We start from the raw sequence: 26,321 nt of genomic DNA on the forward strand, positions 1-26,321 counted from the left end.
TCATGGCAAGCCGCCGCTGGGGTAGACAGAAGAAGTGCTGATCTCGGTGGGCCACGGGACGCTGGACAAGGCCGCACTGGTCGAGCTGTTGACCGGCGCCGAGGTCGACGCGCTCGTCGACATCCGCCGCTACCCCCACAGCCGGCGCAACCCCGACGTCGCAACGGAGGCGATCACCGCGTGGGCGGCCGACGCCGGGCTGGACTACCGCTGGGACGCCCGCCTGGGCGGGCGCCGACGGCTACCCGCCGACACCGAGCCCGAGGACACCTGGTGGCGGGTGAAGCAGTTCGCCGCCTACGCCGCCTACACCCGCACCGCGGAGTTCGGCGCGGCGCTCGACGAGCTGCTCGCGCAGGCGCGGCGGCAGCGCACGGCGATGATGTGCAGCGAGGCGGTGTGGTGGCGGTGTCATCGGCGCATCGTCGCCGACGTCGCGGTGGTGAAGTTCTCGACCGAGGTGTGCCACCTGATGCACGACGGCCGGCTGCGCCCCCACCCGCCGTCCGAGGGCGCGCGACTGCGCGACGACGGCCAGCTGGTGTGGGTCTGACCTGGGGCTCTGCCGGGCCGGGCCGGTGGCGGAGGCGGACGGGAATCGAACCCGCCAGCGACAGGATCTGCCGCTCAACGATTTTGAAGACCGCGCCGGTCACCAGACCGGATACGCCTCCCTGCCCACGCCAGATCATGCCAGGGCAGCATGGAGGCCATGGCTTATCGACTGACCCAGTACGCCCACGGCGGCGGCTGTGCATGCAAGATCCCGCCCGGCGAGCTGGAGGACGTGGTGCGCGGGCTGACGTCGGCGGCGCCGTGCGACCCGGTGGGCGAGCTGCTGGTCGGTCTGGACGACGGCGACGACGCGGCCGCCGTGCGCGTGAACGGCGACACCGCGCTGATCGCGACGACGGACTTCTTCACCCCGGTCGTCGACGACGCCTACGACTGGGGCCGCATCGCGGCTGCCAACGCGTTGTCGGATGTGTACGCGATGGGCGGGCGGCCCGTGGTCGCGGTGAATCTGCTGGGCTGGCCGCGCGAGGAGCTGCCGATCGAGTTGGCGGCCGAGACGCTGCGCGGCGGGCTCGACGTCTGCGGCGCGGCGGGGTGCCATCTGGCGGGCGGGCACAGCGTCGACGACCCGGAGCCGAAGTACGGCTTGGCGGTGACGGGTATCGCCGACGCGAATCGGCTGCTGCGCAACGACTCCGGCAGGGCGGGGCTGCCGTTGTCGTTGTCGAAGCCGCTGGGCATCGGGGTGCTCAACAGCCGGCACAAGGCCACCGGCGAACGGTTTCCCGAGGCTATCGAGGTGATGACGACGCTGAATGCCGCCGCGGCGCAGGCTGCGCTGCAAGCGGGTGTCGAATGTGCCACCGACGTCACGGGTTTCGGGTTGCTGGGTCATCTGCACAAGCTCGCGCGGGCCAGCGGCGTGACGGCGGTGCTCGACGCGAACGCGGTGCCCTACCTCGACGGCGCGCGCGAGGCGCTGACGGCCGGGTATGTCAGCGGCGGCACCAAGCGCAACCTCGACTGGGTCTCGCCGAATGTCGACCTGAGCGCGGTCGACGAGGCCGAGGCGCTGCTGCTCGCCGACGCGCAGACCTCCGGCGGGTTGTTGATCGCCGGGGAGATACCGGGCGCGCCGGTCATCGGGGAGCTGGTGCCGCGTGGAGAGCACACGATCGTGGTGCGGTAACGGCGTAGCCGCCTGACCGTTCGCGAAACGTGCACCAGGGCTGTCGCCCGGCGGGCAGCCGCGACCCTGGTGTACACCTCGAGAAAAGGGACAACCTCGACCGAGCGGTTGCGACACGGTCACGGACGCGTATCCATTGGAACTCAGCGATCCCAACAAGATCAATCGTCACTATCGTCACATCAGCCCCAGTTGACGTCAATGCGACGTCCGCCCCGGAACCCGGAAAGGTGTGACATGTCGCCGCGTCGACGCATCGCAAACCGCTCGATGGCGTCGGCGGCTGCGATCGGATTGATCGCCACGCTCGGTGTCGCGCCGCCGGCCGCGGCCGAACCGTGCACGGGCGCCGCCGCGGCAGCCCAACCGCCCGCGGCCAACAACGCCGAGGAAACCCCGCTGCTGCCGGGGGTCAACCTCCGCCCGGTCGGCCAACGTCCCGACGGCGCCAACGACGACGCCCCGCTGCCGAGCCTCGGGCAGGTCTCCGCGCCGCTGCGGCAGCAAGCCGGGGTGCGGCCCCGACCGGACGTCCCCGACGCGCAGGCCGTGAACCCGCAGCCCGCACCGCCTCCGCCGCCGTCGGCACCGGGCACCTCGCTCGTCGGCTGGGTGACGGGACCCGACAGCCCGAACAAGACCATCGAGCGATTCGCGATCACCGGCACCGACCTCGGAATCATGTGGGACAACGGCGATCCCGCCAACCGCCAGGTGTTGATGGCGTTCGGCGACACCTACGGCTACTGCAGTGTGCGCGGCCAGCAGTGGCGCTACAACGTGCTGATGCGCAGCCAGGACGGCACGCTGTCGAACACCGTTGCCGTACCCAACGGCGTTCTGGCCAGCAGCTATTCGGGTTCACCGATGCTACGGCCGAACATCTCCAAAGCGATTCTGCCCGGCGTGAAGTGGGCGCCCGAGGAGAAGGGCATGATCCCGACCGCAGGAATCGCGGTGGGCGGCAAGCAGTATCTCAACTTCATGTCGATCAAGAGTTGGGACGGCGACGGCCGCTGGACCACCAACTACTCGGCGATCGCGGTGTCACCCGACAACGGCGAGCACTGGGGCATCTACCCCGACAGCGTGCGCCCCGCGGCTGAAAACGGTATTCCCAACGTCAAATACAGCCCGGGAAACCAGAACTTCCAGCAGGGCGCGTTCCTCAAACCCGGACCCGGCGACCCCTACATCTACTCGTTCGGCACCCCGTCCGGGCGCGGCGGCCCGGCGTTCGTCTCGCGGGTTCACCCGGCATATGTGCCCGACCTGCGGAAGTACGAGTACTGGAGCGCCGACGCGAACGCCTGGGTGCCGGGCGACCCGGCCGCCGCCACGCCGGTGATCCCCGCGCCGGTGAGCGAGATGTCGGCGCAATACAACACGTATCTCAACGAGTACCTGGTGCTGTACGGCAACGCCGCCAACGACATCGTCGCCAGGACCGCGCCCGCCCCGCAGGGCCCGTGGAGTCCCGAACGGCTACTCGTGCGGTCCTGGGACTTCCCCGGCGGCATCTATGCGCCGTTCCTGCATCCGTGGTCGACGGGCAAGGAGCTGTACTACAACCTGTCGCTGTGGTCGGCCTACAACGTGATGTTGATGAAAACCGTTTTGCCGTAACCCAAAAAACACCCCGAAATACATTGTGGGCTGGCGAGATACCCGCCAGCCCACAACGACGACGTACTCGTCAGACGGCCGTCACTCCGACCGCCTGCGGACCCTTGGCGCCCTGTTCGATCTCGAACTGGACGCGCTGGTTCTCCGTCAGCGTCCGATATCCGTTTCCACGGATTTCGCTGTAATGGACGAACACATCCTTGGCGTCACCATCAGGCGCGATGAAGCCGAAGCCTTTGTCTTCGTTGAACCATTTCACGGTTCCCTGTGTCATACTTTCCAACTTCTCTCATTCTTGAACGGATGTCAGAGGACATCCCTTGTCAGGGTAGCAGCACCGCCCGCGTCAACCTAGCGGCACAGAAAACACGTTGTGCGCCAAGCGGTTACGTCAGCGCGGCGGTCCACAACGCGGATTGCGCGGAGGCGTCGCGAACAACGCTTTCGGCCGCCTCACACCATCGGCTGTCAAGTTCCGCACCCACGAGCGGCCTGCCCGACGCGCATCGCATCACCAGGTTGCCCAGCGCCGGTGTCGTCATATGGGGCACGACGAGAAGCTTGGCCTCGGCGGTGCAACCGACGACTTTCATCAGTCGAAGCCGTCGATGCTCGGCGGCGGCCTTGGGCGGCGCGCTCTGCAGAATTGAATTCAGGTCCGGGGCCCCGTCGGTGGCCGACCAGTTGATGCAGATGTCGACGATCTCGCCGAGCGGCCGGTGCAAAACCCCGATCAGTTGCGGCAATTCACCGGCCGTCGAGCCGGTATGGGGCCACCACGCGCCGTCGATGTCCGCGCCCAATGTCGGTGCGAGCACCAGTCTGACGGGCCGGGCCAGTCGGCGCGTACCCGCCAAGCCGTTCATGCGGAACGTCGCGTCGCGGAGTGCTGATCGGAGAACACCGGGTTCTTCACCGGTTCGTCGGAGTCACTGGTGTTCGAGGTGGGTTCGGTCTTGTCGAGATGTGAAAACAGTTCGGATGCCTTCATAAAGAAGTCCTCAAGTATGTGCGCCCGGGCCACGAAGGCGAAGGGCGGTCGAAATCGCAGATGCGATGCTGACCGGAATCGGTCTACGGCCCAGCCTACACGCCGCTATCCGGCCCCGAATTCCAGTGCCGGTTCCGCCGAATCGACACCGCGGCTGCTGGAGATCGTCAGCATGTCGGGGCGGACCTCGTAGCGGGCCCCGTCGGCGGGGTTGACCGCCACGAACCCGGCACCGGAGCGCACCGCGTCGCTCAGTTGCAGGCTCGCGCCGTCGCTCAGCCGTTCCCCGCGGTAGTAGTAAGCGCCGGGCGAGGTTTCGCACACCACCGCCAGCGAGTTCGCCGTCCGGATCGCCGCGGCCGGCGAGTCGCCCGCGTTGCACCGGGCTGAGTGCCCGACGAAGCCCAGGGAATCGGTGCCCGACACCCCCGCGATCGGGGCCCCGGTCGGTGACGGCGTCGTCGTCGGGGTGGTCGTCGTCGGCGACGTGGTGGGCGTGGTGGTCGTCGGAGCCGTCGTCGTCGGTGCGGTCGGTTCCGGCGGCACCGCCAGCGGTGTCTGCGGTTCGCTGCCGCCGTCGGCGAACACCAGCACCGCGGCCAGCACCACGGCCGCGGTGAACATCACGATCGTGCCGATCAGCAGCGCCAGCTGCGCCGGCCCGAACCGGGACTTACGCGCGGGCGGCGCAGGTGGGGGCGGCGCGTACGGCAGATAGCCCGTGCCGGCCGGGTTCGGATAGACCGCCGAGAACTGCCGCGTCGACGGCGGCGGGGCGGGCGCGAGCGCCGGCGTCGCGCTGGGCGCCTGATCGACCGCCGCGGCCGCCGCCTTGGCCAGCTCCCCGGCCGAGGCGTAGCGGTCGGTGGGCTTTTTCGCCATCCCGCGGGCGACGACGTCGTCGAAGGCCCGGCTGATCCCGCGTCGCATGATGCTGGGCCGCGGCGGCGGGTTGAACAGGTGCGCGCTGATGACCTGGCGCAAATCGGCGGCCTCGAACGGCGCCCGGCCGGTGAGCGCCTCGTAGAGCAGGCACGACAACGAGTACACGTCGGACGCCGGGCCGCCGCGTTCGCCGTTGAAGCGTTCGGGCGCCATGTAGGCGCTGGACCCGATGAGCAGCCCGGTCATCGTCACCGTCGCCTCGCCGGTGCCGTGCGCGATACCGAAGTCCACCAGGTAGGCGAAGTCGTCGGAGGTGAGCAGCACGTTCTCCGGTTTGATGTCGCGGTGCACCAGGCCGTTGGCGTGCGCGGCGTCCAGCGCCGAGGCCACCTGGGAGATGATCGACACCGCCCGGCGCGGCGGCAGCGCACCCTCGTTGCGCAGCACGTCCTTGAGGCTGGCGCCCTCCACCAGCCGCATGTCGATGTAGAGCACACCGTCGATCTCGCCGAAATCGTGCACGGGGATGACGTGCGGCTCCTGCAGCCGGGCCGCGACGCGGGATTCGCGGCGAAACCGCTCCTGAAACGTCGGATCCGACGCCAGGTCCTGGCGCAACAGCTTGATCGCCACCATGCGATCGCGCGCGGTGTCGTAGGCGCGATACACCTCGCCCATGCCCCCGACCCCGATCAGAGACTGCAGCTCGTAGGACCCGAACCGGGTACCCAGCCGTGAGCCGCCCTTCGGGGAACTCACATGAAATCCTTTCCGTGTGCGGCGCGCGGAGGCGACTGTGCAGGTCAAACGATAGGGTTCCCGCTGCGCGCCCAGACCTAACGCGGAGGTCCCCGCGGCGAACGCTCGACACTACCAAAGTGTATGCCGCACAGATGGATTGGTGTTACCGCCGAACGCCGGCTCAGCCGCCCTCTTCTTCCTCGGTGGTCTCCGGGCCTGGGGCGGTGACCGGCGGTGACGCGCTGACGTCGGGCGGGCGGGTCTCGGAGGTCGGGCCTTCGTTGGTCTCGGCAGGCGGCGGCTGTTCGGCGGGCGGCGCGGCCGGCGGACCGGTGGGCGTGACGACGGGCGGCGGCGTGGTGACCGGCGCCTGCTGCTGGGTCGTCGGCGGGGGCGGCGCGGGTGGCGGTGGCGACGTGGTCGTCGTCGTGGTGGTGGTCGGGGTCGTCGTGGGGGTCTCTTGTGGCGCGTCGTCGCCGCAGGCGGACAACGCGGCGACGGCGACGACGGCTGCCGCGCCGATCGCGAGGCGCACAGCGCGGTTGGTTTCGCTCATCAGCGCTCCCTGGGGCTTGGCGGTGAAAGCCCACGGGTTCCCTCCCGCCGGGAGCGCAAAACGCTATCGCGTCGCGCCGTTGATCGTCGGCGTGTCGAGCATGCCCTGCTCCACGCCCCACATCGTGGCGATGGTGCGGTACTCGCCGGTCTCGATCAGGTGCTCCAGCGCCAGGCGCAGCGACTCGGCCAGCGCTGACCCCTTCGCCACCGGCCACCCGTAGGGCGCGGCGTCGAACACCTGCCCGGCCGCCTCCAGCGCGCCGCCCGAGGTCTTGATCGCGAACCCGGTCACCGGCGAATCCGCCGACATCGCGTCGACCTCGCCGTTGATCAGCGCGGTGTTCAGGTCGTTCTGGCTGACGTAGACGGCCTTCTCGATCGGCGGCAGGCCGGCCGCCTCACATGCGGCGCTCTTGGCGGGGATCTCCTCGGTCTCCTGCAGCGACGCGTAGGACACCCCGACCCGCAGCCCGCACGCGTTGTCCGGGTCGACGGCGGAGCCGACCTGCTGGGCCCATTGCGTGCCCGCCTCGAAGTAGTCGACGAAGTCCACCGACTCCTGGCGTTCCTTGGTGTCGGTGAACGACGACATCCCCACGTTGAAGTCACCCGCTCGCACCGACGGGAAGATCGCCTCGAACGCCGTCTCGCGGTACTCCGGCACCAGGCCGAGCGTGCGTGCGACCGCGTTCATCAGGTCTACGTCGAACCCGACGATCTGGCCCTCGGCGTCCTTGAATTCGTTTGGCGCGTAAGGGACATTCACGCCGACGATCAATCGGCCCGTGGACCGGATGTCCTCGGGCACCGTCGCCGCGATGGACTCCACCGCACCCGACACCGCCTCCGGCGTCGCGGTCGAGGAACTCTCGGCCATGCTCGCCGGGGTTGCCTCGCCGCCGGAGCCGCCGCCGCGCCACTGCCACACCCCGAAGGTGCCGAGCGCGGCGACCAGCACGAGCGCGCCCGTCACCGCGAGCACCCGCCGCTTGGTGACCGGTTTGCGCTGCGCGGCGTGGCGCCCGCTGCCGGTCACCCGCACGGGCGCGTTGAGCGCGCGTCGCGCGGCCTCGGCCAGCGCGCCCGCCGTCTGGTACCGCTTACCCGGCTTTTTGGCCATGCCCCTGGCGATGACCTCGTCGAACGCGGCGAGCTTGGGATCGGTGGCCGACGGCCGCGGTACGTCCTTGGTCATGTGCGCGGCGATCTGCTGCTCGAGGGTGTCGGCCGGATAGGGCCGCACCCCGGTCAGGCATTCGTAGAGCACACAGGTCAGCGCGTAGATGTCGGCGGTGGGGTCTACGGGTTTGCCCTCGAAGCGCTCGGGGGCCATGTAGGCCATCGTGCCCAGCGTGCTACCGGCTGTCGTCAAGCCCTGATCGCCGGCCGAGCGGGCGAGCCCAAAGTCGATGAGGTACACGAAGTCTCGGTCGGTGATCAGGATGTTCGACGGTTTGACGTCGCGGTGGATCAGGCCGGCCTGGTGCGCGGCGTCCAGCGCGGTTCCGACCTGTTCGACGATGCTGACGGCGAGCGCGGGCTCCAGCGCATTGCCTCCGCCCGCGAGGATGGTGCCCAGGTTGCGGCCCTCGATGAGGCGCATGTCCAGATACAGCCGGCCGTCGATCTCGCCGAAGCCGTGAATCGGCACCACGTGCGGGTCGTTGAGGCCGGCCGCGGCGTGGGATTCGCGCCGGAACCGCTGCTGAAACGTGTCGTCGGCGGCCATGGCGACGGGCAGCACCTTCAGGGCGACGACGCGGTCGGTGCGGGTGTCGTAGGCGCGGTAGACCTCCCCCATTCCGCCCCGGCCGATCAACTGTTGCAGTCGATAGTGCCCGAATGGTGTCGCGTCCACCCATCACTCCTCGGCAGCGTCCCCGCGTCGCTGTGTCGACCGAAACTATCGCACGTTTGCCAGCAATGTGGCAGCGCGTGCCATTTCGATGGCGTTCAGGCGGCACGCACCAGCACGGTGTCGGGCGTCGAGATCGCCGATGCGTCTGCCGTCGGCACCGTCAGCGTGATGTCGGAGATGCGGATTTCCCCCAGCGTCCACGCCGTCTGATAGGTGACCGCGGATGCGACGATCTGCAGTGTCACCGTCTGCCCCGGCGCCAGGGTGTGGGCCACCGGTTCCAGCGAGATCTTCGCCGTGTGGGTCTTGCCGTCCAGCGTCACCGGAATCGGTGTGACCTGATTGCCGAGCACCAAACCCGTTGAGTCGTCGACGAGTTGGGCGTAGACATGCCGGGTATAGCCGGTCCCGGCATAGCTGAACTCCAACTCGGGTGCGCCGACGATGTAGGTGGTCGTGACCGCCGCGGTGGTGGTCAGGTAGACCGCGTTGGGCGCTGGGGCGGCAGACAATAGCCCCAACAACGCGCCGATCGGTCCCGCGCCCAACGCCCGCAGGTTGGGCCCGGACCCGCCCAGCAGCGGAAACAGCGGCAGCGCGCCGCCCGCGGCATTCGAGACGGTCAGCGGCGTCGCCGGTTTGACCGGGTAGATGTCCGACGCGAAGTTACGGCCGTGCTGATCGACCCATTCGAACTGCGGGCCGGTCGACACCGGGCGCCCCTTGACGTACCTGGCCAGCCAGTCCATCGTGGCCCGCTCGACGACCTCGCCGTCGTTGATGCTGGTGATGCAGCCGCCGTGACCGCCGCAGTACCACACCACCTTGGTGGGAACGCCGTTGGCGATCAGCACAATCGCGTTGTCGTGGGCCTCCTGCAGGGTGAACAGGGTGTCGACGGTTCCCTGGATCAACAACGTTGGGGCGGTGATGTTTTCGAGTAGCTGCGAGGGGCTGCGCGCGTCGAGAAAGTCCTGGTCGGCCTTCCGTAACTGCCCGGTGATCAGGCCGACCGCGACCGCGGAGTAGATCTGCGGGTTGACCCGGGCGCCGGTGAACACCAGTGCCGCGCTGAGGATGACGCCCCAGCTGGACTTGGTGGCGGCGCTCTTGTACAGCGCGGTGTTGAGATTGTGCCAGGCGATGGTCGGCACGATGGCGTCCACTCGATCGTCGATTGCCGCTGTCACCAACTGGATTCCGCCGCCGTAGGAGGCACCGACCATGCCGATGCGCGGGTCGCCTGGTGCGTCGAGAAGGGCCTCGGGCTGTTGCGAGATCCAGCTGATGATCGCGACCATGTCCTGGCCCTCGAACTGCGGGTGATCGATCTCGAGGCGGCCGCCCGAACTCCACTCACCGCGCGGATCCCATGTGACGACGTTGTAGCCGGACCGCAGCAGCGTGCCGACGCCGACCACCTCGTTGGGCAGAAACGGGCTCGTCATCGCCAGCGGGTTCGTCTCCCCGGGCAGACCGAGCCCGGAGCCGTACAGGATCGTCGGCGCCGCCGTGCCCTTAACGTCGCCCTGCGCCGGGAAGAAGTGCACGTAGATCGGGGTGCCGTCGGCCGAGATGACGTACACGTCGCGGGGTGTGGTTCCGCCGGTGGCGCCGAGCGGATAGCCGATGATGGGGTGCAGGATGTCGCCGATCAGCGGGACCTGCTTGATGGTGGCGACGATCGGGGTGATCACCAGCGGGCCGAGGACCGGGATCTGTTGCAGCGGAGCGAGTACCGGCGTCACCGGTCTCGCGACGACTTCCTCTGGAACGGCCGCGACTGCTGACGCGTCGGTCTCCTGTTCGAGATCGGGGACCACGCCGAGGAATTCGCGCCGCGCGGCCGCGGCCAACGTCCAGACGGCGGGTGTGCCGGCGGGTGCGGCGGGGTGTCGGAGGCGTCGGCGGACAAGTCAAGGGCTGCGGTGGGCTCGTTGGACACGGCGACGGTGGCGGGCTCGGGTGGTTCGTCCGCTCCGGGCTCCTCCTCGACGACGGCGACGTCCGCCACGGGCTCGGCCTCGTCGACCTCTACATCCGGATCGTCCACGCTCGCCGAGTAATTCACGGTGCGGCCGTTGCCCACCGTGGACATCACGTCCCGCTCGTCGAGCGTGGACGTCACGGCCCGCGCGTCGCTGTCGGCGTTGTCGTCGTTTGGCGAGGATTCCGGCTCGGCCGACGAGGACTCCGTCGTCGTCGACGCCGACTCGGTCGTCGTATCCGAGCCCGAGGGGCCCGAGGAGTCCGGTGCGGCCGACGCGATGCCCTGTCCCGTCAGCACCGCCGCACCCACGCCGAGGGCTACCGCCAGCCCACCGATCCGCCCCACGCCCATCCGTAAGTACTTACCGACATCGCGCGCCGCAAGGCGGGCGTTTGGCCGAAATACCCGCCCGCACCCGTTGCTGTCAAAGCCCCGCGCAAGTGGGTTTTCGCAGCTCAGACGGGTAAAATGGCCAGGTGAAGAGCGTTGTGCCGAGTTGGCCGGTCTGCGGCAGGTGCGGTGAGGTAGCGGAGTTCCCCTGGATGGGTGGCACCCACCGTTGTGGTGACGCGCCACCCGACCCGCTGCCCGGGTATGACCCGTTCGACGGGGACGCGGACGAACTGCCCGAGGCCGCTCACCACGGCCGCGTGGCGATCTGGGCGATGATCGACGCCGTCGTCGCCGAACTGTCGGCCTGTCAGGAGCCGAACGTGCAGGTCACCCTCCTCGACGACGATGGGATACAGATCAGCGACGACGGCCGCGGCGTACCGATCACGTTGCCGCACTCCGTGACCGCGGAAAGCGGCTTGGCGGCGATGGTCGAGATCGAGACCCACCGCGACGGCTACCGATGGCTGCAGCAGATCGGCCTCGGCCTGCCCGGCATCGTCGAACGACGAGAACCGACAACAAACACCGGAACGACCGTTCGGTGTTGGGTCACGCCCATGTTCCCCGGCGCGATCGAATACGACGCTCTCGCAGTGCGGCTTCAACACCTGGCGGCCCTCAACGCCGGGCTGGCGGTCACGCTGCTCGACCAGCGGCCGTCGCCGCAGCCGACCCGCGCCTTCTGCTGTCCCGCCGGGTTGGCCGACTATGTCAGACACCTCAACCGGATCAAAACGCCGATACAGCGCACCATCATTCGCTTCGCCGAACGCATCGGGCACGCGGAGGTCGATGTCGCCGCGCAGTGGAACGCCGGCTACTCGGAGTCGATTTCCACCTTGGCCGACGACAACCACCCCGACTACCACACCGCGCTGAGGCAGGGTTTCCGCGACGCGCTGAGCACTGCGCTGCAAGGCTACGTCGACGAGCGCATACCGCTGAAGGCCGCGGCTGACGCGCTGGTTCAAAGCCCACCCGGTCGAGGCAGACGTGATTGCGAACAAGGCGATCTCAACGCACGTGTACGCCAACAGCGCACACCGCAGCGACTGTCGCTCAGCGATTTGGGCGTAGTTCGTCACGCTCAGCGTGACCAAACACGCCCAAATCACCGCGGTCCCGACGCGCGCGCACCGTGATCCGCGCGCCCCGTCGCGGCGTGAAGATCACGTGCCTGAGCCGGATCTTCTCCCCCGGCTCGGTCGTGGTGGCCAGCTCGACGCGGCGCAGGATCTCCCGCAACACCACCCGCATCTCGACCATCGCGAAACCCGCACCCAGACAACGCCGGTTACCGCCGCCGAACGGCAGCCACGTCGTCGGGCTCAGCGTCGCGCCGACCATCCGGTCCGGGTCGAACTCCTCGGGCCGCTCGTAGACGGATTCGCTGGAGTGCACCAGCGTGATGCTCGGCACCACCATCACCCCCGCGGGCAGCCGATAGCCCGCGATCTCCACCGGTTCCTTGATGATTCGGCCGACATCGGGCACCACCGGCCGCGCCCGCAGCGTCTCCTTGGCCACGGCGTCCAGATACTCGTCGTCGCCGGAGTCCGCCGCGGCCACCGCCTTCGCCAAGATCTGCGGGTGGCGGGTCAACCGCTCCAACGCCCACGACAGTCCCGTCGCGGTGGTGTCGTGGCCCGCGACCAGCAGCGTGATCAGCTGATCGCGTATCTGCTTGTCGCTCATCGCGGTTCCGTCGTCGGCGCCGGCCTGCACCAGCATCGCCAGCGCGTCGGTGCGCGACGCCAGGTCGGGGTCGGCGCGCCGCTCGGCGATCTCGGCGTAGAGCAGCCGGTCGGCCTCGGCCATGCATTCCCGCAGCCGGCGCCATGGCCGACGCTCCAACAGATGCGGCTTGGCGATCGCCATCGACTGCCACGGCCCCACGTTGAGCAGCCGCGGCATCACGTCGCGCAGCGCGGCCAGCCGGGCCGGGTCGCTCGCACCGATCACCGTCCTCAGGATCACCTCCAGCGTGATCTCCGACATCTTCGGCACCACCGCAAACGGGGTGCCCACCGGCCAGCCCGCGATGTTCTCCGCGGCGATCTCGGCCATCGTCGTCTCCTGACGCGCCACGGCGTCGCGATGGAACGGGCTCATCATCAGGCGGCGACGCTCGCGGTGCGCATCGCCGTCGATCACCAGAACCGAACTGTCGCCGAGCAGCCCGCCCAGCATCGAATTCGCCTCGCCGGCGTGGAACACCCGCGGATCCCCGGCGAACACCGTCTTGATGTCGTCGGGGTCGGCCAGGTACACCATCTGGCCCATCACCGTGTTGCGCAGCGTGAAGACGTCACCGTAGCGGCGCCGGCACGCGGCCACGAACGGCGACCACCACCGCGCCATCAACAGCATCTGAACAAACGAGGGGATCGGAGGTCCCGGGGGCAAGCCCGCCCGCGTTGTTCTACTCATGCCTAATACCGTACGAACCCGGGCACCGACACGGAAGCGATTTCAGAAATGTCTCGACCGCTCAGGGCCGGTACTGCAGAATCCGGTCGTCGCCGTCGCGCGGGCTCCCGCGCCCGTCGCGGTTGCTGGTGGTGAACCACAACGCGCCGTCGGGCGCCGCGACCACCGTCCGCAGCCGCCCGAACCGCCCCACGAACAGCGCCTCCGGATTACCCAACGCGCCGTCGCCGCCGACCGGGATCCGGAACAGCCGCTGACCGCGCAGCGCCGCGACCCACAACGCGCCGCCGTAGAACGCCAGCCCCGACGGTGACGCCTCGTCGACGCCCCACTGGATCGCCGGGTCGATCAGGCCGTCGACGCCGGCGCGGCCCTCGACCATCGGCCAGCCGTAGTTGCCGCCCGGTTCGATCAGGTTGAGCTCGTCGAGCCGGTTCGCCCCGTATTCGGTGGCCCACATCCGCCCGGCGCCGTCCCATGCCAGGCCCTGAATGTTGCGGTGGCCCAACGACCAGACCGGCGATCCGGGGTCCGGGTTGTCCGGCGGCACCGAGCCGTCGAGGTTGATGCGCAGGATCTTGCCGCCCAGCGACGCCGGGTCCTGCGCCAGGTCGGGATCGCCGCGCTCACCGGTGGCCACGTAGAGCTTGCCGTCGGGGCCCAGCGCGATGCGCCCGCCGTTGTGGATGGAGCCGGCCGGGATGCCGGTGAAGACCGGCGTCGGCGCCGACAGCGCGGTGCCGTCGAAACCCATCCGGACCACCCTGTTGTCCTGGGCGGTGGTGAGGTAGGCGAACACGGAGTCCCCGGCGGTGACCAGGCCGAGCAGGCCGCCCTCCCCACGGGCCGCGACACCCTCCACGGTGCCGACCGGGTTGACCGTTCCCGAGACCGCCATGTGTTTGATCGCGCCGGTGTTGCGTTCGGCGATCAACGCGCCGCCGTCGGGCAGAAACGCGATGCCCCACGGCACGTCGAGGTTGGCGGCGACGTCCCGCGGTTCCGCGCCGCTGGGCTGACCGCGGGATTCGGTGTTGTATCCGCATGCGGCCACCAACATCACGCTCGATGCGACGGCCAGCAATGCGCGCGCGAATGCAGTCACCGCATAGGAGTACCCGGGCCGGCCAATCCCACTACGCTGGTTCGCGCGTGAATATGAAGGTGGCCATCAGCGGCGCCGGCGTGGCCGGCGCGGCCATCGCACACTGGCTGCAGCGCACCGGCCACACCCCGACGCTCATCGAGCAGGCACCGGCGTTCCGCACCGGCGGCTACATGATCGACTTCTGGGGCGTCGGCTACCGGACCGCGCGGCGCATGGGCATCGAACCGGCTATCCGCGACGCCGGTTATGAAGTGCAGTCGGTGCGCTCCGTCGGCGCCGACGGCAAGACCAAGTCCGAGCTGAAAATCGAGAACCTCCGTGCGATGGTCGGCGACGACGTGATCAGCCTGCCCCGGGGCGACCTCGCGGCGGCCATCTACGACACCATCGACGGCAAGGTCGACGCCCTCTTCGGCGACAGCATCGCCACGCTCGACGAGCATCCCGACGGGGTGCGGCTCACCTTCGAGCACGCCGAGCCGCAGGAGTTCGACCTCGTCATCGGCGCCGACGGACTGCACTCCAACGTGCGACGGCTGGTCTTCGGCCCCGAACAGGACTACGAGCACTACCTGGGCTGCAAGGTCGCCGCGTGCGTGGTCGACGGCTACCGTCCGCGCGACGAACTGGTCTACCTCACCTACAACGTCCCCGGTAAGCAGGTCGGCCGCGTCGCGCTGCGCGGGGACCGCACCCTGTTCCTGTTCGTCTGGCGCGCCGAGCACGACGACGCCGGGCTGTCCCCGAAACAGCAGTTGCACAACGGGTTCGACGACGCCGGCTGGGAATGCGCGCAGATCCTCGCCGCGGTGGACGGCGTCGACGACCTCTACTTCGACGTGGTCAGCCAGATCCGGATGGACCGATGGTCACAGGGCCGGGTGATGCTGATCGGCGACGCGGCCGGCTGCATATCGCTGCTCGGCGGCGAAGGCACCGGGCTGGCGATCACCGAGGCCTACGTGCTCGCCGGAGAACTGCAGCGTGCCGGCGGCGACCACCGCCGCGCCTTCGCCGCCTATGAGGCGCAGCTGCGCCCGTTCATCGCGGAAAAGCAGGCCGGCGCCAAACGGCTGATCGGCTTCTTCGCCACCAAGACCCGCTTCGGGCTGTGGTTTCGCAACATCGCCATCCGCAGCATGGCCTTCCCGCCGCTGGCCAGGATGTTGGCCGGTAGCGCCGCCGACGATTTCGACCTGCCCGACTACGCCATGTAGCGCGGCTACGCCGACAACCAACGCCATACCGATAGGTTGTCGGCGAGTCGCCACCCCCGCGACCCCGAGACGAAAGATCGTGGAGACATGCGCGTTGACGGGCGGGAGATCACCGTTTCCGGCAGCCTGCTGCAACCCCTGACGCGACGGACCAACGACATCCTGCGGGTCGTGCTGTCCGGGCTGTTTCTGGCGATCGTCATCTTCAGCTCGCTGATCACCCGCAACGAGTGGGTGGCGCTGGAGCAATCGATCTCCCAGATCGTCGGGGTGCTCACCCCCACCCAGGCCAACCTGGTGTACATCGGCTACGGCATCGCGCTGCTGGCGCTGCCGTTCGTGATCCTGGTCGGCCTGATCGTGTCGCGGCAGTGGAAACTGCTCGGCGCCTACGGGGCGACCGCGGCCATCGCCGGGTTGGCGCTGTCGGTCACCGGCGAGGGCCTGGCGGCGCCGCGCTGGCATTTCGACCTGTCCGAGCGCCTGGACTCGGTGACCTCCCAGTTCGTCGACGATCCGCGCTGGATCGCCATGCTGGCCGCGGTGCTCACCGTGTCGGGACCGTGGCTGCCCGCGCGCTGGCGGCGCTGGTGGTGGACGTTGCTGCTGGCGTTCGTGCCGGTCCACCTCGTGATCAGCGCGATCGTGCCCGCGCGCTCGCTGTTCGGCCTTGCCGTCGGCTGGTTCGTCGGCGCGCTGGTCGTGCTCGCCGTCGGCACCCCGGGCCTCGAGGTGCCGCTGGACGGTGCCGTGCGCGCGATGGCGCGACGCGGCTGCATCGTCTCCGCGCTGACGGTGGTGCGGCCCGCGGGTGCCGGGCCGCTGCAGCTGCTCGCGACGTGCGAGGGTCATCAGACGGCTGCGGTGATGGAGTTGTACGGTCCGCACCAGCGCGGCGGCGGCGTGCTGCGGCAGCTGTGGTCCAAGGTGCGGCTGCGTGACCGCGAGACCGCGCCCCTGCACGCCTCGATGCGCCGCCTCGTCGAGCACCGCGCGTTGATGGCCATCGCGATCGGGCAACTCGGCCTCGCCAACACCTCGACGATCAGCGTGGCCGCGCTCGACCGCGGCTGGACGCTCTACGCCCACACACCCGCCCGCGGCACCCCGATCAACGAGCACTCGATGCCCGTCGGCCGGGTGTGGGAGGCGTTGCGTGAGCTGCACGACTGCCAGATCTCCCACGGCGACCTGCGCAGCAGCGAGATCACCGTCGCCGACGACACCGTGCTGTTCGGCGGCTTCGACAAAGCCGAGTACGGCACCACCGACGCCCAGCTGCGCTCCGACATCGCCCAGCTGCTGGTCACCACCACCGACCTGTACGACGCGCCTTCTGCCGTGCGCGCCGCCATCGACGCGTTCGGCAAGGACACGGTGCTGGCCGCCTCCCGTCGTCTCACCAAAGCCGCTGTGCCACAACCTATCCGGCAATCCGTCCGCGACGCGGGGGCCGTCATCTCCGAAGCCCGCGACGAGGTCAAGCGCCAGACCCTCGTCGACGAGATCCGCACCGAGACGGTCACCCGGTTCACCCGCAGCCAGATCATCCAGCTGGTGCTGCTGATCGCGCTGGTCTACGTCGCCTACCCGTTCCTGAGCTCGGTGCCGACGTTCGTCACCGAACTGCGCACCGCCAACTGGTGGTGGGCGCTGGTCGGGCTGGCGGCCTCGGGGCTGACGTATATCGGTGCGGCGGCGTCACTTTGGGCCTGCGCCGACGGGCTGGTCACGCTGCGCGGGCTGACCGTCATGCAGGTCGCCAACAAGTTCGCCGCGACCACCACCCCGGCCGGCGTCGGCGGCCTCGCGCTGTCCGCGCGCTACCTGCAGAAGGGCGGGGTCAGCCCGATGCGCGCCACCACGGCCGTCGCGCTGCAACAGTCGGTCCAGGTGCTCACCCACATCGGGCTGCTGATCTTCTTCAGCACCGCGGCCGGGGTCTCGGCCGACCTGGACCGTTTCGTCCCCGACGCCGCGGTGCTGTATCTGGTGGCGGGGCTCGCGCTGGGCCTGATCGGCACGTTCCTGCTGGTGCCCAAGCTGCGCAGGTGGCTGTCCACCGCGGTGCGGCCGCGGCTGCAGGAGATGATCGGCCACCTGACCGAACTCGCCCGCGAACCGAAGCGGCTGGCAATCATCGTCGCGGGCTGTGCGGCAACGACTCTCGGGAACGCGTTCGCGCTGTGGGCGGCGATCGAGGCGTTCGGCGGGGACACGTCGTTCATCACCGTCACCGTGGTGACGATGGTGGGCGGGACGCTGGCGTCGGCGGCCCCCACCCCCGGCGGTGTCGGCGCCGTGGAGGCCGCGCTGATCGGTGGTCTGGCGGCGTTCGGCATGCCGGCCGCGGTCGCGGTGCCCGCGGTGCTGCTCTACCGCGTGCTGACGATCTGGCTGCCGGTGTTCGCCGGTTGGCAGGTGATGCGCTGGATGACCAAAAACGGACGAATTTAGCTGGTCGACGCGTCGGCGGGGCCAATACAAGACCGCCCGGACAAGAGGTACTGTCGTCTCATCGTGTCGAGAAGACCTGCGCGATGATCACAACCAAACCCAAGACACGGCGAGGGTGACGATGAGCGATTCATCAGGCGCAACGACGGGGAACACCCCTCAAGCGGAATCCAAATGGCTGTCGAAGTCGGCGGCGCAGACCCGCGGCTCCGACAAGAACGAAGTCCAGTTCCACTACGACATCTCCAACGATTTCTTCAGGCTGTGGCAGGACCCGACCCAGACCTACAGCTGCGCCTATTTCGAGCGCGACGACATGACGCTGGAAGAGGCCCAGATGGCCAAGGTCGACCTCGCGCTGGGCAAGCTGGGCCTACAGCCAGGAATGACGTTGCTGGACATCGGGTGCGGCTGGGGTTCGACGATCATGCGGGCCGTCGACCGCTACGACGTCAACGTGATCGGGCTGACGCTGTCGGAGAACCAGAAGCAGCACATCGAGGACCACTGGTTCGCGAACTCGAAAAGCAAGCGCCACATGGAGGTCCGGCTGCAGCCGTGGGAGGAGTTCGAGGGTCGTGTCGACCGGATCGTGTCGATCGGGGCCTTCGAGCACTTCGGGTTCAACAAGTACGACGACTACTTCAAGAAGACGTTCAGCTGGTTGCCCGACGACGGGGTGATGCTGCTACACACGATCATCATTCCCGAAGACGAAGAGATCAAAGCCAAGAAGCTGCCGCTGACGATGTCCAACGTGCGCTTCATCAAGTTCATCATGGACGAGATCTATCCCGGCGGTCGTCTGCCGCTGGGCTCGATGGTCAAGGACCGCGCGGTGCGGGCGGGCTACACCATCGCGCGTGAGCAGCACCTGCAGCCGCACTACGCCAGGACGCTGGACACTTGGGCGGCCAACCTGGAGGCGAAGAGGGACGAGGCAATTGCCGTTACCTCCGAAGAGGTATACGAGCGGTTCCACAAGTACCTCACCGGCTGCGCAAACCTGTTCCGCGACGGCTACACCGACGTTTGCCAGTACACGTGTGTGAAGGTGAGCGTTTAGCCGAATTAGGAAAAGTGCGATATACAAAGTGCGTTAATTTCGCACCTCATTGCTGAAGGAGCCGAACGCGGATGTCGGAGAGCAGGTCGGGCTCGACGAAGGTTTCGACGGATATGCGGCCAGCATTCGAGGATGTTCAGGCCCACTACGACATATCCAACGAGTTCTTCGGGCTCTTCCAGGATCCGTCGCGCACCTACAGCAGCGCCTACTTCCAGCGCGACGACATGACGTTGGAAGAGGCGCAGATGGCCAAGATCGACCTGGCGCTCGGCAAGCTCGATCTGCAGCCCGGGATGACGCTGCTCGACGTCGGGTGCGGCTGGGGCTCGGTGATGAAGCGGGCGATCGAGAAGCACGACGTCAACGTCGTCGGGCTCACGCTGAGCAAGAACCAGTGCGCGTTCGCCAACGAGATGCTGGGCGCCATGGACACCGACCGTTCGCGCCAGGTGCATCTGCAGGGCTGGGAGGAGTTCGACGGGCGCGTCGACCGCATCATCAGCATCGAGGCGTTCGAGGCGTGGCCCAAAACGAAGTACAAGGCGTTCTTCGAGACCTGCTACCGCGTCATGCCCGACGACGGCCGGATGCTGCTGCAGACGATCATGGGCCACCCGCTGAAGCGCTGGCCGGAGATGGGCATCCCGATCGTCATGAGCGACCTGAAGTTCATGCGGTTCATCGCCAAGGAGATCTTCCCGGGGGGCGCCGTGCCGTGCGACGACGACATCGTCGACTACTCGCGTGACGCCGGCTTCTCGGTGGACCAGCTGGAGAAGCTCAGCCCGCATTATGTGCGCACCCTGCGGACCTGGGCCGAAGCCCTGGAGGCTCATCACGACGAGGCCGTCGCCGTGACGTCGGAGGAGGTCTACCAGCGCTACATGCACTATCTGACCGGGTGCGCGGACTTCTTCGAGCGCGGCATCTGCGAGGTCGGCCAGTTCACCCTCGTGAAGTAGCGATTTGTGTGCGCTTAAGCGCCTTGCCGCACACAAATCGCCCTACCTAGGGGGCGCCGAACACCAGCGCGACGTTGTAGCCGCCCAACCCGAACGAGTTGGACAGCGCGTAGCGGTAATTGCCGCGCCGCGGACTACCCGCGACGACGTCGAGGTCGATCTCGGGGTCCGGCTCGGCGTAGTTGCGGGTGGCCGGTATGACGCCCTCGCTCAACGTCTTCACCGTCAGCATCGCTTCCACCGCTCCGGCGGCACCCAGCGAGTGACCCAGCGCCGCCTTGGGCGCATACACCGCCGGTTGGTGGGTGCCGAGCGCGCTGTGGATGGCGCGCGCTTCGGCGAGATCGCCGACGACGGTTCCGCAGGCGTGGGCGTTGACGAGGTCGATGTCGGTGGGGGCCAACCCGGCCACCTCGATCGCGCGGATGATCGCGTCGCCCGCGCGCTCGCCGGACGGATCGATGTCGATGGCGTCGTAGCCGTCCGACGTCATCGCGGCGCCCAGCAGCCGGGCGAGAATCGGCGCCCCGCGGGCCTTGGCGTGCTCCGCCCTCTCGAGCAGCAGCAGCGCGCCGCCCTCGGCGAGGACCATGCCGTCGCGGTTCTTGTCGAACGGGCGACAGGCGCCGGCCGGGTCGGCGGAGTTCGTCGACATGATGCCCTGCTGCATGAACGCCGCGATGGGCACCGCCTCGATCTCGGTCTCCACTCCACCGCAGATGGCGACGTCGGCGTCGCCGAACACGATGTGGCGCCAGGCCTGCACGACGGCCGCCGACCCTGAGGCGTCGGCCATCACCGGCGACAGGATCCCGGCCTTGGCCTGATGATCCAGCCCGAGCGCCGCGGCCGCCGCGTTGGGCATGTACATCTGCACGGCCAGCGGTGAAACAGCGCGCAGCCCTTTCTGTTTCCACGCGTCGTACTGGGCGGGGATCTCCTCCGTCGACCCCAGCGCCAGCCCGACCGAGACCATCAACCGTCGGGTGTCGACCTCGGGCGCACCGGCGGCCTCCCACAACCGGCGCCCGAGCAAGGTGGACATCTTCTGCATGAACGCCATCCGACGCTTCTCGACGCGGTTGAGCTGATCGTCGAAGTCTTCCCGGATCTGACCGCCGAAGGTGACCGGTGACTCGTATTCGCCGACGAACCACTTGTCCAGCGCACGGATACCGCTTTCACCCTGCAGCAGTTGCTGCCACGTCTGTTCGGCGTCGGGCGCCAACGAGGTCGTGGCCGCCACCGCGGTAACCACGATCTCAGAGAACCCACCGCCCGTGCTCAGCGTCGTCATTCCCGGTGCTCCTCCATGCCACCCTTTACATTAGGGCCTGATGCTGCGGAGGCGATGGTTTGGTATTTGAACGCAACGTTTTAGGCGAAGTCCTCGAGCCGTGCGGCACCGAGCCGCTCACCGGGTTCTACCGCGACGGGTGCTGCTCGACCGGCCCGGAGGACATCGGCAGGCACACCATCTGCGCCGTCGTGACCGCGGAGTTCCTCGACCACCAGCGCGCGATCGGCAACGACCTGTCGACCCCCCGACCCGAGTTCCGTTTCCCGGGGCTCAAACCCGGTGACCGTTGGTGTGTCACCGCGGTGAACTGGCTACGCGCGTATCACGACGGGGTGGCCGCACCGGTGGTGCTGGCGTGCACTCACGAGCGCACGCTGGAGGTGGTGCCGTTGGAGGCGCTGAGCGAGCACGCCGTCGATGTGCCCGACGACCCCGGAGACCTCTGACACTCCCTTTTCGGGGGCGTCGGAACGTCGTAGCGTGAGCGCATGACAGACGTTTCCCCGGCGGTCACCATCAGCCATCCGCCGCAGGCCCTCCTGCGTGCCGTCAATCCGGTTCTGCGGTTCGCGCTGCGCACGCCGCTGGCCGGGCCGCTGCGCCGGCAGTTCATGGTGCTGAACTTCACCGGACGCAAGACCGGGCGGAAGTTCTTTCGACGCCGGTGAGCGCGCATCGCATCGACGGCCAGCTCTACGCGATCGCGAACGCGGGCTGGAAGCACAACTTCCGCGACGGCGCCGAGGCGCAGGTCGTCTACGCCGGCAAGACCACGCCGATGCGCGGCGAACTCATCTCCGACCCGGCGAGCGTTGGCGAACTCGCACATCGTTGCGCGGAGTCCTACGGCGTCAAGCGCGCGCAGACCATGCTCGGGCTGAAGTTCCGCGAGCCACGGATGCCCACCGTGGAAGAGTTCGCCGATGCGGCCGCGCGCGAGAAAATCGCGGCGATCCGGTTCACCGCGGTGCATTAGTTGCTGGTTGTGACGCTGGCTAGCGTCGGATTTGTATTCAGGTCGGTTGGTTCGCCGATCTAATGAACTGACAGGGCGGCGCGGTGGCGTTGACCTGCCTCAGCGTGGCAGCGGCGACGAATCGACCTCGCCGGCGACCGGCCCGGACCCGGGTCAAAAAATTCAGGTTTGAATTTTTCTCATTTCAGGTACACCGTGACCGAATAGTGATGTGATTGAGATCACGCCACGGATGAATTCATCTAGCGCTGGTGTCGCCTGAAGGGGGAAGCGATGGACCCAACGCTGAGTCCCGCTTGGATCGGTGTGCTGGTCGTGCCGATGGCCGTCATGATGACCATCGCGTTCCTCGCCGAACAGGGGAAACGTCGGCGCGATCGCGCGGACGGCGTCCTGCTCTCCTTTGACGACCTGCGACTGACCCGCACGCACCTCATCGTCGGATCCGGCCCCGACGCCCCGCGGTTCCCGCTCACCGGGCTCACCGCCACAGCCACCACCACCGCCCCGCCCGACGGGGACACTGACGAGGTTCACGTCATCATCGAGAACGCGGGCTGCGACATCCACCGTCGGCTCCCCTACTCCTACGGCTCCAGCGGCGATGCGCAGATGTTCGCCATCAAGTTCAACCTGCTCGCCGGCCACTCCTACGCAGCGGCGCGGGGCCTGCGCGACACCGCGTCGGCCCGGCACACGAGCCATCACGCCGCCTGACGTCAGCCGCGCATGATCGCGGCGAGGTCGCGGTGATCCAGCCACGGCTGTTCGACGGGTCGGTGGACCTTCTCTTCGATGAGTGTCGGGTAGCGCGCGAGGTCGGTGAATCGGATGTCACCGGACAGGAATCCGACCATCGCACTGCCTCGACCGCCGGATCGCAGCTGCTCTGAAAGGAATTCGAGGCAGCGGGCGGTCAGGATCGTCGCCTGTATCCGGTCGAACGGCGACGGATTGCCCCCTTCCTGGACGTGCCCGAGGATCTCGGCGCGGGCGTCGAACAAGTCCCCGCCTTCCTTCTCGAACAGCGAGGTGATGAAATCCGTCGCGTAGACGGGGTCGGAGCCTTCGCCCCGGACGATCAGGCCGACCCTCTTGCCGGCTCGGAAACCCTCGGCGAGGGCGTGGACGTCGGCGGTGAGGCTGCCGAGCGTGATGCCCTCCTCGGGCAGGTAGATGCGTTCGGCGCCGGTGGCCAACCCGGACACCAGCGCGAGGTAGCCGCAGTCGCGGCCCATCACCTCGACCACGAAGACGCGTCGGGTGGCGACGGCGGAGCGCCGGATCTTGTCCACGTCGGTGACGATGCTGTTGAGCGCCGTGTCGCTGCCGATGCTCAATTCGGTTGCGGGGACATCGTTGTTGATGGTCATCGGCATACACACAATCGGGATGTCGAGCGCCGGATACCGTCGGCGGTGCCGGTCCAGTTCGTGAGCGGCCCGGTAGCCGTCCCATCCCCCGGCCACCAGCAGCCCGTTGATGCGATGTGCGGCAACCTGTTCGGCGATTCGGGCGATGGCGTCGGGGCCGGGCACGTAGCGGTTGGTGCCGATCTCGGCGCCGCCCTCGGACACCCAGCCGCTGATGTCCATCCAGCCCATCTCCTGGATGTCGCCGTCACGCAGTCCGCGGAACCCGTTCTTGACCGCGAGAACGGTGTGACCCTGGTCCAAGCCGAGCCGGATCGCCGCGCGCACCGCGGCGTTCATCCCGGGCGCCGGTCCGCCGCCGTGCACCATCGCGATCCGGAAACGCCGGTCCGCGGGGACGGGGCTCGGGGCGGCCTGTTGGATGGTCTGCAGGATCCGGTAGGCCTCGCGAAAGCCTCTGCCGCGCAACTTTATTACGCTGTCGTAGTCGCGCGCCTTGACATGTTCGGCCACTTCTTGAGTGCGCTCGACGCAGTCCATCAGCGGTAAGGTGACCACTCGGTTCCCCTGGAGGCCGATCAGTTGGGCAGGCGCGTGTGGTTCGTCGGCGAGGAGCCGTTCCACGGCGCGGTGACCCAACTGGGTGCCGAGGTAGCGGTCGAAAGCGCTTGGCGCACCCCCGCGTTGGACATGCCCGAGGACGGTCACCCGGACGTCCTCACCGAGGTCGGCCTGCAGCAGGGTGCGGACCTGTTCGGCGGTGATCCGGTTGCCGTCGCGGTCATGGGCGCCCTCGGCGACGACGACCACGCCGTGCCTGCGTCCGATTTCCCGTCCCGCCCTGATGAGGCGAGACATCTCCTGCGGCCAGTCGCTGCCCGGCGGTTGCTCGGGGACGAGGACGTAACTGGCCGCGGTGGCAAGCGATGACATCAGCGCGAGGTAGCCGCAGTTGCGGCCCATCACCTCCACCACGAACGTGCGCTGGTGGCTGGCCGCGGTGCTCTGCAGCGCGTCCAGCGCGTCGGTGATCCGGTGCAGCGCCGTGTCAGCGCCGACGGTCATGTCGGTGCCCCACATGTCGTTGTCGATCGAGCCGACCAGGCCGGCGAGGCGCAGGAAAGGATGTCCGTCGGCCAGGTTCGGTGAGATCGCCCCGGCGGCGACCAGTTCGGCGAGCAACCCAGCCCACTCCTGACGGAACATGTTGGCGCCGGCGAGGCTGCCTTCGCCGCCGATCACCACCAGCGCGTCGATGCCGTGCTCGACCATGTTGCGCGCGGCCGCCAGGCGGCCCTCGCGGGTGCGGAACTCGTTGGATCGCGCGGTGCCGATGACCGTGCCGCCGCGGTGCAGGATCCCGTCGACGTCGACCGGTTGCAGGCGCCGGATCAGGTCCCCGCCGGTGACCAGGCCGTGGTAGCCCTCGTGGACCGCGTACACGTCGATGCCGCGGTGCGCGGCGGTGAGGACGACGGCACGCACTGCCGCGTTCATACCCGATGCATCGCCGCCGCTGGTCAGGACGGCGATGCTCGATGGCGCGGAATCGATTTCCGACATGTCAGCGGCCTCCGTCCCCGTTCGCGAATCCATATACCGTCTTAGCGGTCGACAGCACGGCGGTCGAGACGAGGGTGGCTACTGGTCCAGCAGCCGCAACGGGTGCAGGCCGTCGACGGCGCCGACGAACGGCGGATGGATGCTGTAGCCGATCATGCGGCGAATGTCGTCGGAGACCGCGCGGGCGATGTCGCGCGAGATCGACAGCGTGAAGGCCTCCATCGGCCGCAACCACGGCTGGCAGTACTGGGCGGTGACGGCAAGCCGCGCGTCGGCGCTGCTGTTGGCGCCGCCGCCGTGCCAGAGCGTGCCGACGAAAAAGACGCAGGAGCCGGCGGGCATGACAACCGGAAGGGATGGGTCGTCGGGTTCGGGCCGGCGCCTGCCCCAGCGGTGGCTGCCGGGGTAGAGCACGGTGGCGCCGTTGTCGGCGGTGAAGTCGTCGATGGCCCAGATGGTCGCGGCGGCCAGCGGCGCCCGGGGTCGCGGGACCGGATAGAAGCCGTCGTCGTGGTGGGCCAGCTGGGCGGCCTCTCCGGGCTGGATGTTGATGGCCTGCAGCGCCGAGAGCAGGTAGTTGTCCATGAGGATGCGGTCCAGGACGGCCAGCACCCGCGGATGATCGACGAGGCGGTCGCAGACCCGCGTGCGGCTCAGCAGGCTGTAGACGCGCTGGGTGCGCCGGCCCTCGAACGCGTTGCGGCCCGGATGCACCAGCCAGGGCGCGACGATTTCCTTGATTTGGCGGCACTCGTCGGCGCCGAGCAGGTTCTCCCAGATGACGTAGCCGTCGCTCTCGATCGCCGCCAGGTCGGCGTCCACGGCCGCCGGGTCCACCGACGCGCCGCCGCTGGGTGCCCATTTGTATCGGCCCGCGAGATCGCCGCGAAGGTCCTCCAAGGTGGTGACGGGCTCGTCGTCGGTGCTCATCTGCAGCCTCCTGGCCGGCACGTCGGGACTCGGTCGCCTACCGAAACACTGGACCCCGGGTGACCGGCGGTCAAGTCCGGGCCACGCGTCGGGCGACGTCTCCAGAGTTCCGGGGCGGCCGGTGGCGACTTCTCCGCCGCAACACGGCTGACCAGCAAATTTTTGGCGATGTCGAAGCCGGCGGCA

At 68.4% G+C, this 26,321-nt stretch carries 23 protein-coding genes, 1 tRNA gene and 1 pseudogene; 11 read left to right on the forward strand and 14 right to left on the reverse strand.

Annotated features, from left to right (window positions below):
* Positions 1–34: 34 nt before the first annotated feature.
* A complete protein-coding gene (locus tag G6N28_RS07090; RefSeq protein ID WP_163898639.1) occupies positions 35–553 on the forward strand; it encodes a DUF488 domain-containing protein in 519 nt (172 codons plus the stop codon).
* A gap of 26 nt (positions 554–579) precedes the next feature.
* Here the strand turns inward: G6N28_RS07090 and G6N28_RS07095 are convergent.
* A tRNA-Sec gene (locus tag G6N28_RS07095) sits at positions 580–674 on the reverse strand.
* Positions 675–712: 38 nt separating this feature from the next.
* Between G6N28_RS07095 and selD the strand changes: the two genes are divergently transcribed.
* Positions 713–1,705, forward strand: a complete 993-nt coding sequence (gene selD, locus G6N28_RS07100) for a selenide, water dikinase SelD (RefSeq protein WP_163898642.1) — start codon at positions 713–715, stop codon at positions 1,703–1,705.
* 237 nt (positions 1,706–1,942) lie between these two features.
* Positions 1,943–3,331, forward strand: coding sequence for a glycoside hydrolase family 183 protein (locus G6N28_RS07105; protein ID WP_163898645.1), 1,389 nt, complete (start codon positions 1,943–1,945; stop codon positions 3,329–3,331).
* A 70-nt stretch (positions 3,332–3,401) separates the two neighbouring features.
* On the opposite strand, the gene G6N28_RS07110 is transcribed toward G6N28_RS07105, so the two are convergent.
* From G6N28_RS07110 to G6N28_RS27005, 8 genes are all read right to left on the reverse strand, one after another.
* Complete coding sequence (locus G6N28_RS07110; RefSeq protein WP_163898648.1) at positions 3,402–3,605, reverse strand: cold-shock protein; 204 nt, start codon at positions 3,603–3,605, stop codon at positions 3,402–3,404.
* A 112-nt stretch (positions 3,606–3,717) separates the two neighbouring features.
* The gene (locus G6N28_RS07115; protein ID WP_163898651.1) at positions 3,718–4,197 is read right to left on the reverse strand and encodes a DUF5994 family protein; all 480 of its coding nucleotides are present in this window, start codon (positions 4,195–4,197) and stop codon (positions 3,718–3,720) included.
* Complete coding sequence (locus G6N28_RS27255) at positions 4,194–4,322, reverse strand: hypothetical protein (protein WP_264072957.1); 129 nt, start codon at positions 4,320–4,322, stop codon at positions 4,194–4,196. The genes G6N28_RS07115 and G6N28_RS27255 overlap by 4 nt, the downstream gene beginning before the upstream one ends.
* A 105-nt stretch (positions 4,323–4,427) precedes the next feature.
* On the reverse strand, positions 4,428–5,966 hold the full coding sequence (locus G6N28_RS07120; protein ID WP_163898654.1) for a serine/threonine-protein kinase: 1,539 nt from the start codon (positions 5,964–5,966) through the stop codon (positions 4,428–4,430).
* Between the two features lie 163 nt (positions 5,967–6,129).
* Positions 6,130–6,504 carry a hypothetical protein gene (locus G6N28_RS07125; protein ID WP_163896466.1) on the reverse strand — a complete coding sequence of 125 codons (375 nt, stop codon included), beginning with the start codon at positions 6,502–6,504 and terminating at the stop codon, positions 6,130–6,132.
* Between the two features lie 63 nt (positions 6,505–6,567).
* The gene (stpK7, locus tag G6N28_RS07130) at positions 6,568–8,364 is read right to left on the reverse strand and encodes a serine/threonine protein kinase StpK7 (RefSeq protein WP_163898658.1); all 1,797 of its coding nucleotides are present in this window, start codon (positions 8,362–8,364) and stop codon (positions 6,568–6,570) included.
* Positions 8,365–8,459: 95 nt separating this feature from the next.
* Positions 8,460–10,112, reverse strand: coding sequence for a S15 peptidase family protein (locus G6N28_RS07135; RefSeq protein WP_235674495.1), 1,653 nt, complete (start codon positions 10,110–10,112; stop codon positions 8,460–8,462).
* Positions 10,109–10,705 carry a hypothetical protein gene (locus G6N28_RS27005; protein WP_163896467.1) on the reverse strand — a complete coding sequence of 199 codons (597 nt, stop codon included), beginning with the start codon at positions 10,703–10,705 and terminating at the stop codon, positions 10,109–10,111. Before G6N28_RS27005 ends, G6N28_RS07135 begins: the two co-directional genes overlap by 4 nt.
* A gap of 125 nt (positions 10,706–10,830) precedes the next feature.
* Between G6N28_RS27005 and G6N28_RS07145 the strand changes: the two genes are divergently transcribed.
* A complete protein-coding gene (locus tag G6N28_RS07145) occupies positions 10,831–11,892 on the forward strand; it encodes a DNA topoisomerase subunit B (protein ID WP_163898661.1) in 1,062 nt (353 codons plus the stop codon).
* On the opposite strand, the gene G6N28_RS07150 is transcribed toward G6N28_RS07145, so the two are convergent.
* Both G6N28_RS07150 and G6N28_RS07155 read right to left on the reverse strand, forming a co-directional pair.
* On the reverse strand, positions 11,810–13,180 hold the full coding sequence (locus G6N28_RS07150) for a cytochrome P450 (protein WP_163898665.1): 1,371 nt from the start codon (positions 13,178–13,180) through the stop codon (positions 11,810–11,812). The genes G6N28_RS07145 and G6N28_RS07150 overlap by 83 nt on opposite strands.
* Before the next feature lie 61 nt (positions 13,181–13,241).
* Positions 13,242–14,240: a PQQ-dependent sugar dehydrogenase gene (locus G6N28_RS07155; protein WP_170307927.1), complete on the reverse strand. Its 999-nt coding sequence runs from the start codon at positions 14,238–14,240 to the stop codon at positions 13,242–13,244.
* A 98-nt stretch (positions 14,241–14,338) separates the two neighbouring features.
* On the opposite strand from G6N28_RS07155, the gene G6N28_RS07160 reads away from it, so the two are divergent.
* The 4 genes from G6N28_RS07160 to G6N28_RS07175 all read left to right on the forward strand — a co-directional run bounded on the left by G6N28_RS07160 (position 14,339) and on the right by G6N28_RS07175 (position 19,993).
* Positions 14,339–15,505 carry an FAD-binding domain gene (locus tag G6N28_RS07160; RefSeq protein WP_163905926.1) on the forward strand — a complete coding sequence of 389 codons (1,167 nt, stop codon included), beginning with the start codon at positions 14,339–14,341 and terminating at the stop codon, positions 15,503–15,505.
* 87 nt (positions 15,506–15,592) lie between these two features.
* Entirely contained in the window at positions 15,593–17,962 is a 2,370-nt protein-coding gene (locus G6N28_RS07165; RefSeq protein ID WP_163898668.1) for a lysylphosphatidylglycerol synthase transmembrane domain-containing protein, read from the forward strand.
* 121 nt (positions 17,963–18,083) lie between these two features.
* Positions 18,084–19,028 (forward strand): cyclopropane mycolic acid synthase family methyltransferase, encoded by a 945-nt coding sequence (locus G6N28_RS07170; protein ID WP_163898671.1) that lies wholly within the window; start codon positions 18,084–18,086, stop codon positions 19,026–19,028.
* A gap of 71 nt (positions 19,029–19,099) precedes the next feature.
* Positions 19,100–19,993 (forward strand): cyclopropane mycolic acid synthase family methyltransferase, encoded by an 894-nt coding sequence (locus tag G6N28_RS07175; RefSeq protein WP_170307886.1) that lies wholly within the window; start codon positions 19,100–19,102, stop codon positions 19,991–19,993.
* Between the two features lie 46 nt (positions 19,994–20,039).
* Here G6N28_RS07175 and G6N28_RS07180 read toward each other — a convergent pair whose 3' ends face one another.
* Positions 20,040–21,290, reverse strand: coding sequence for a KasA/KasB family beta-ketoacyl-ACP synthase (locus tag G6N28_RS07180; RefSeq protein ID WP_163898674.1), 1,251 nt, complete (start codon positions 21,288–21,290; stop codon positions 20,040–20,042).
* Positions 21,291–21,349: 59 nt separating this feature from the next.
* On the opposite strand from G6N28_RS07180, the gene G6N28_RS07185 reads away from it, so the two are divergent.
* The 3 genes and pseudogenes from G6N28_RS07185 (at position 21,350) to G6N28_RS07195 (ending at position 22,986) form a co-directional block, all read left to right on the forward strand.
* A complete protein-coding gene (locus G6N28_RS07185; protein ID WP_163898677.1) occupies positions 21,350–21,739 on the forward strand; it encodes a DUF2237 family protein in 390 nt (129 codons plus the stop codon).
* A gap of 42 nt (positions 21,740–21,781) precedes the next feature.
* Positions 21,782–22,269: pseudogene (locus G6N28_RS07190) on the forward strand (hypothetical protein).
* 273 nt (positions 22,270–22,542) lie between these two features.
* Positions 22,543–22,986, forward strand: a complete 444-nt coding sequence (locus G6N28_RS07195; protein ID WP_163898680.1) for a hypothetical protein — start codon at positions 22,543–22,545, stop codon at positions 22,984–22,986.
* Between the two features lie 2 nt (positions 22,987–22,988).
* Here the strand turns inward: G6N28_RS07195 and G6N28_RS07200 are convergent, their stop codons facing one another.
* Positions 22,989–25,205, reverse strand: coding sequence for a 6-phosphofructokinase (locus tag G6N28_RS07200; protein ID WP_163898683.1), 2,217 nt, complete (start codon positions 25,203–25,205; stop codon positions 22,989–22,991).
* Positions 25,206–25,283: 78 nt separating this feature from the next.
* On the reverse strand, positions 25,284–26,135 hold the full coding sequence (locus tag G6N28_RS07205) for a phytanoyl-CoA dioxygenase family protein (protein ID WP_163898687.1): 852 nt from the start codon (positions 26,133–26,135) through the stop codon (positions 25,284–25,286).
* Between the last annotated feature and the right edge of the window lie 186 nt (positions 26,136–26,321).

It is taken from the genome of Mycolicibacterium pulveris (assembly GCF_010725725.1).
GTDB classification, from domain to species: Bacteria; Actinomycetota; Actinomycetes; order Mycobacteriales; family Mycobacteriaceae; genus Mycobacterium; species Mycobacterium pulveris.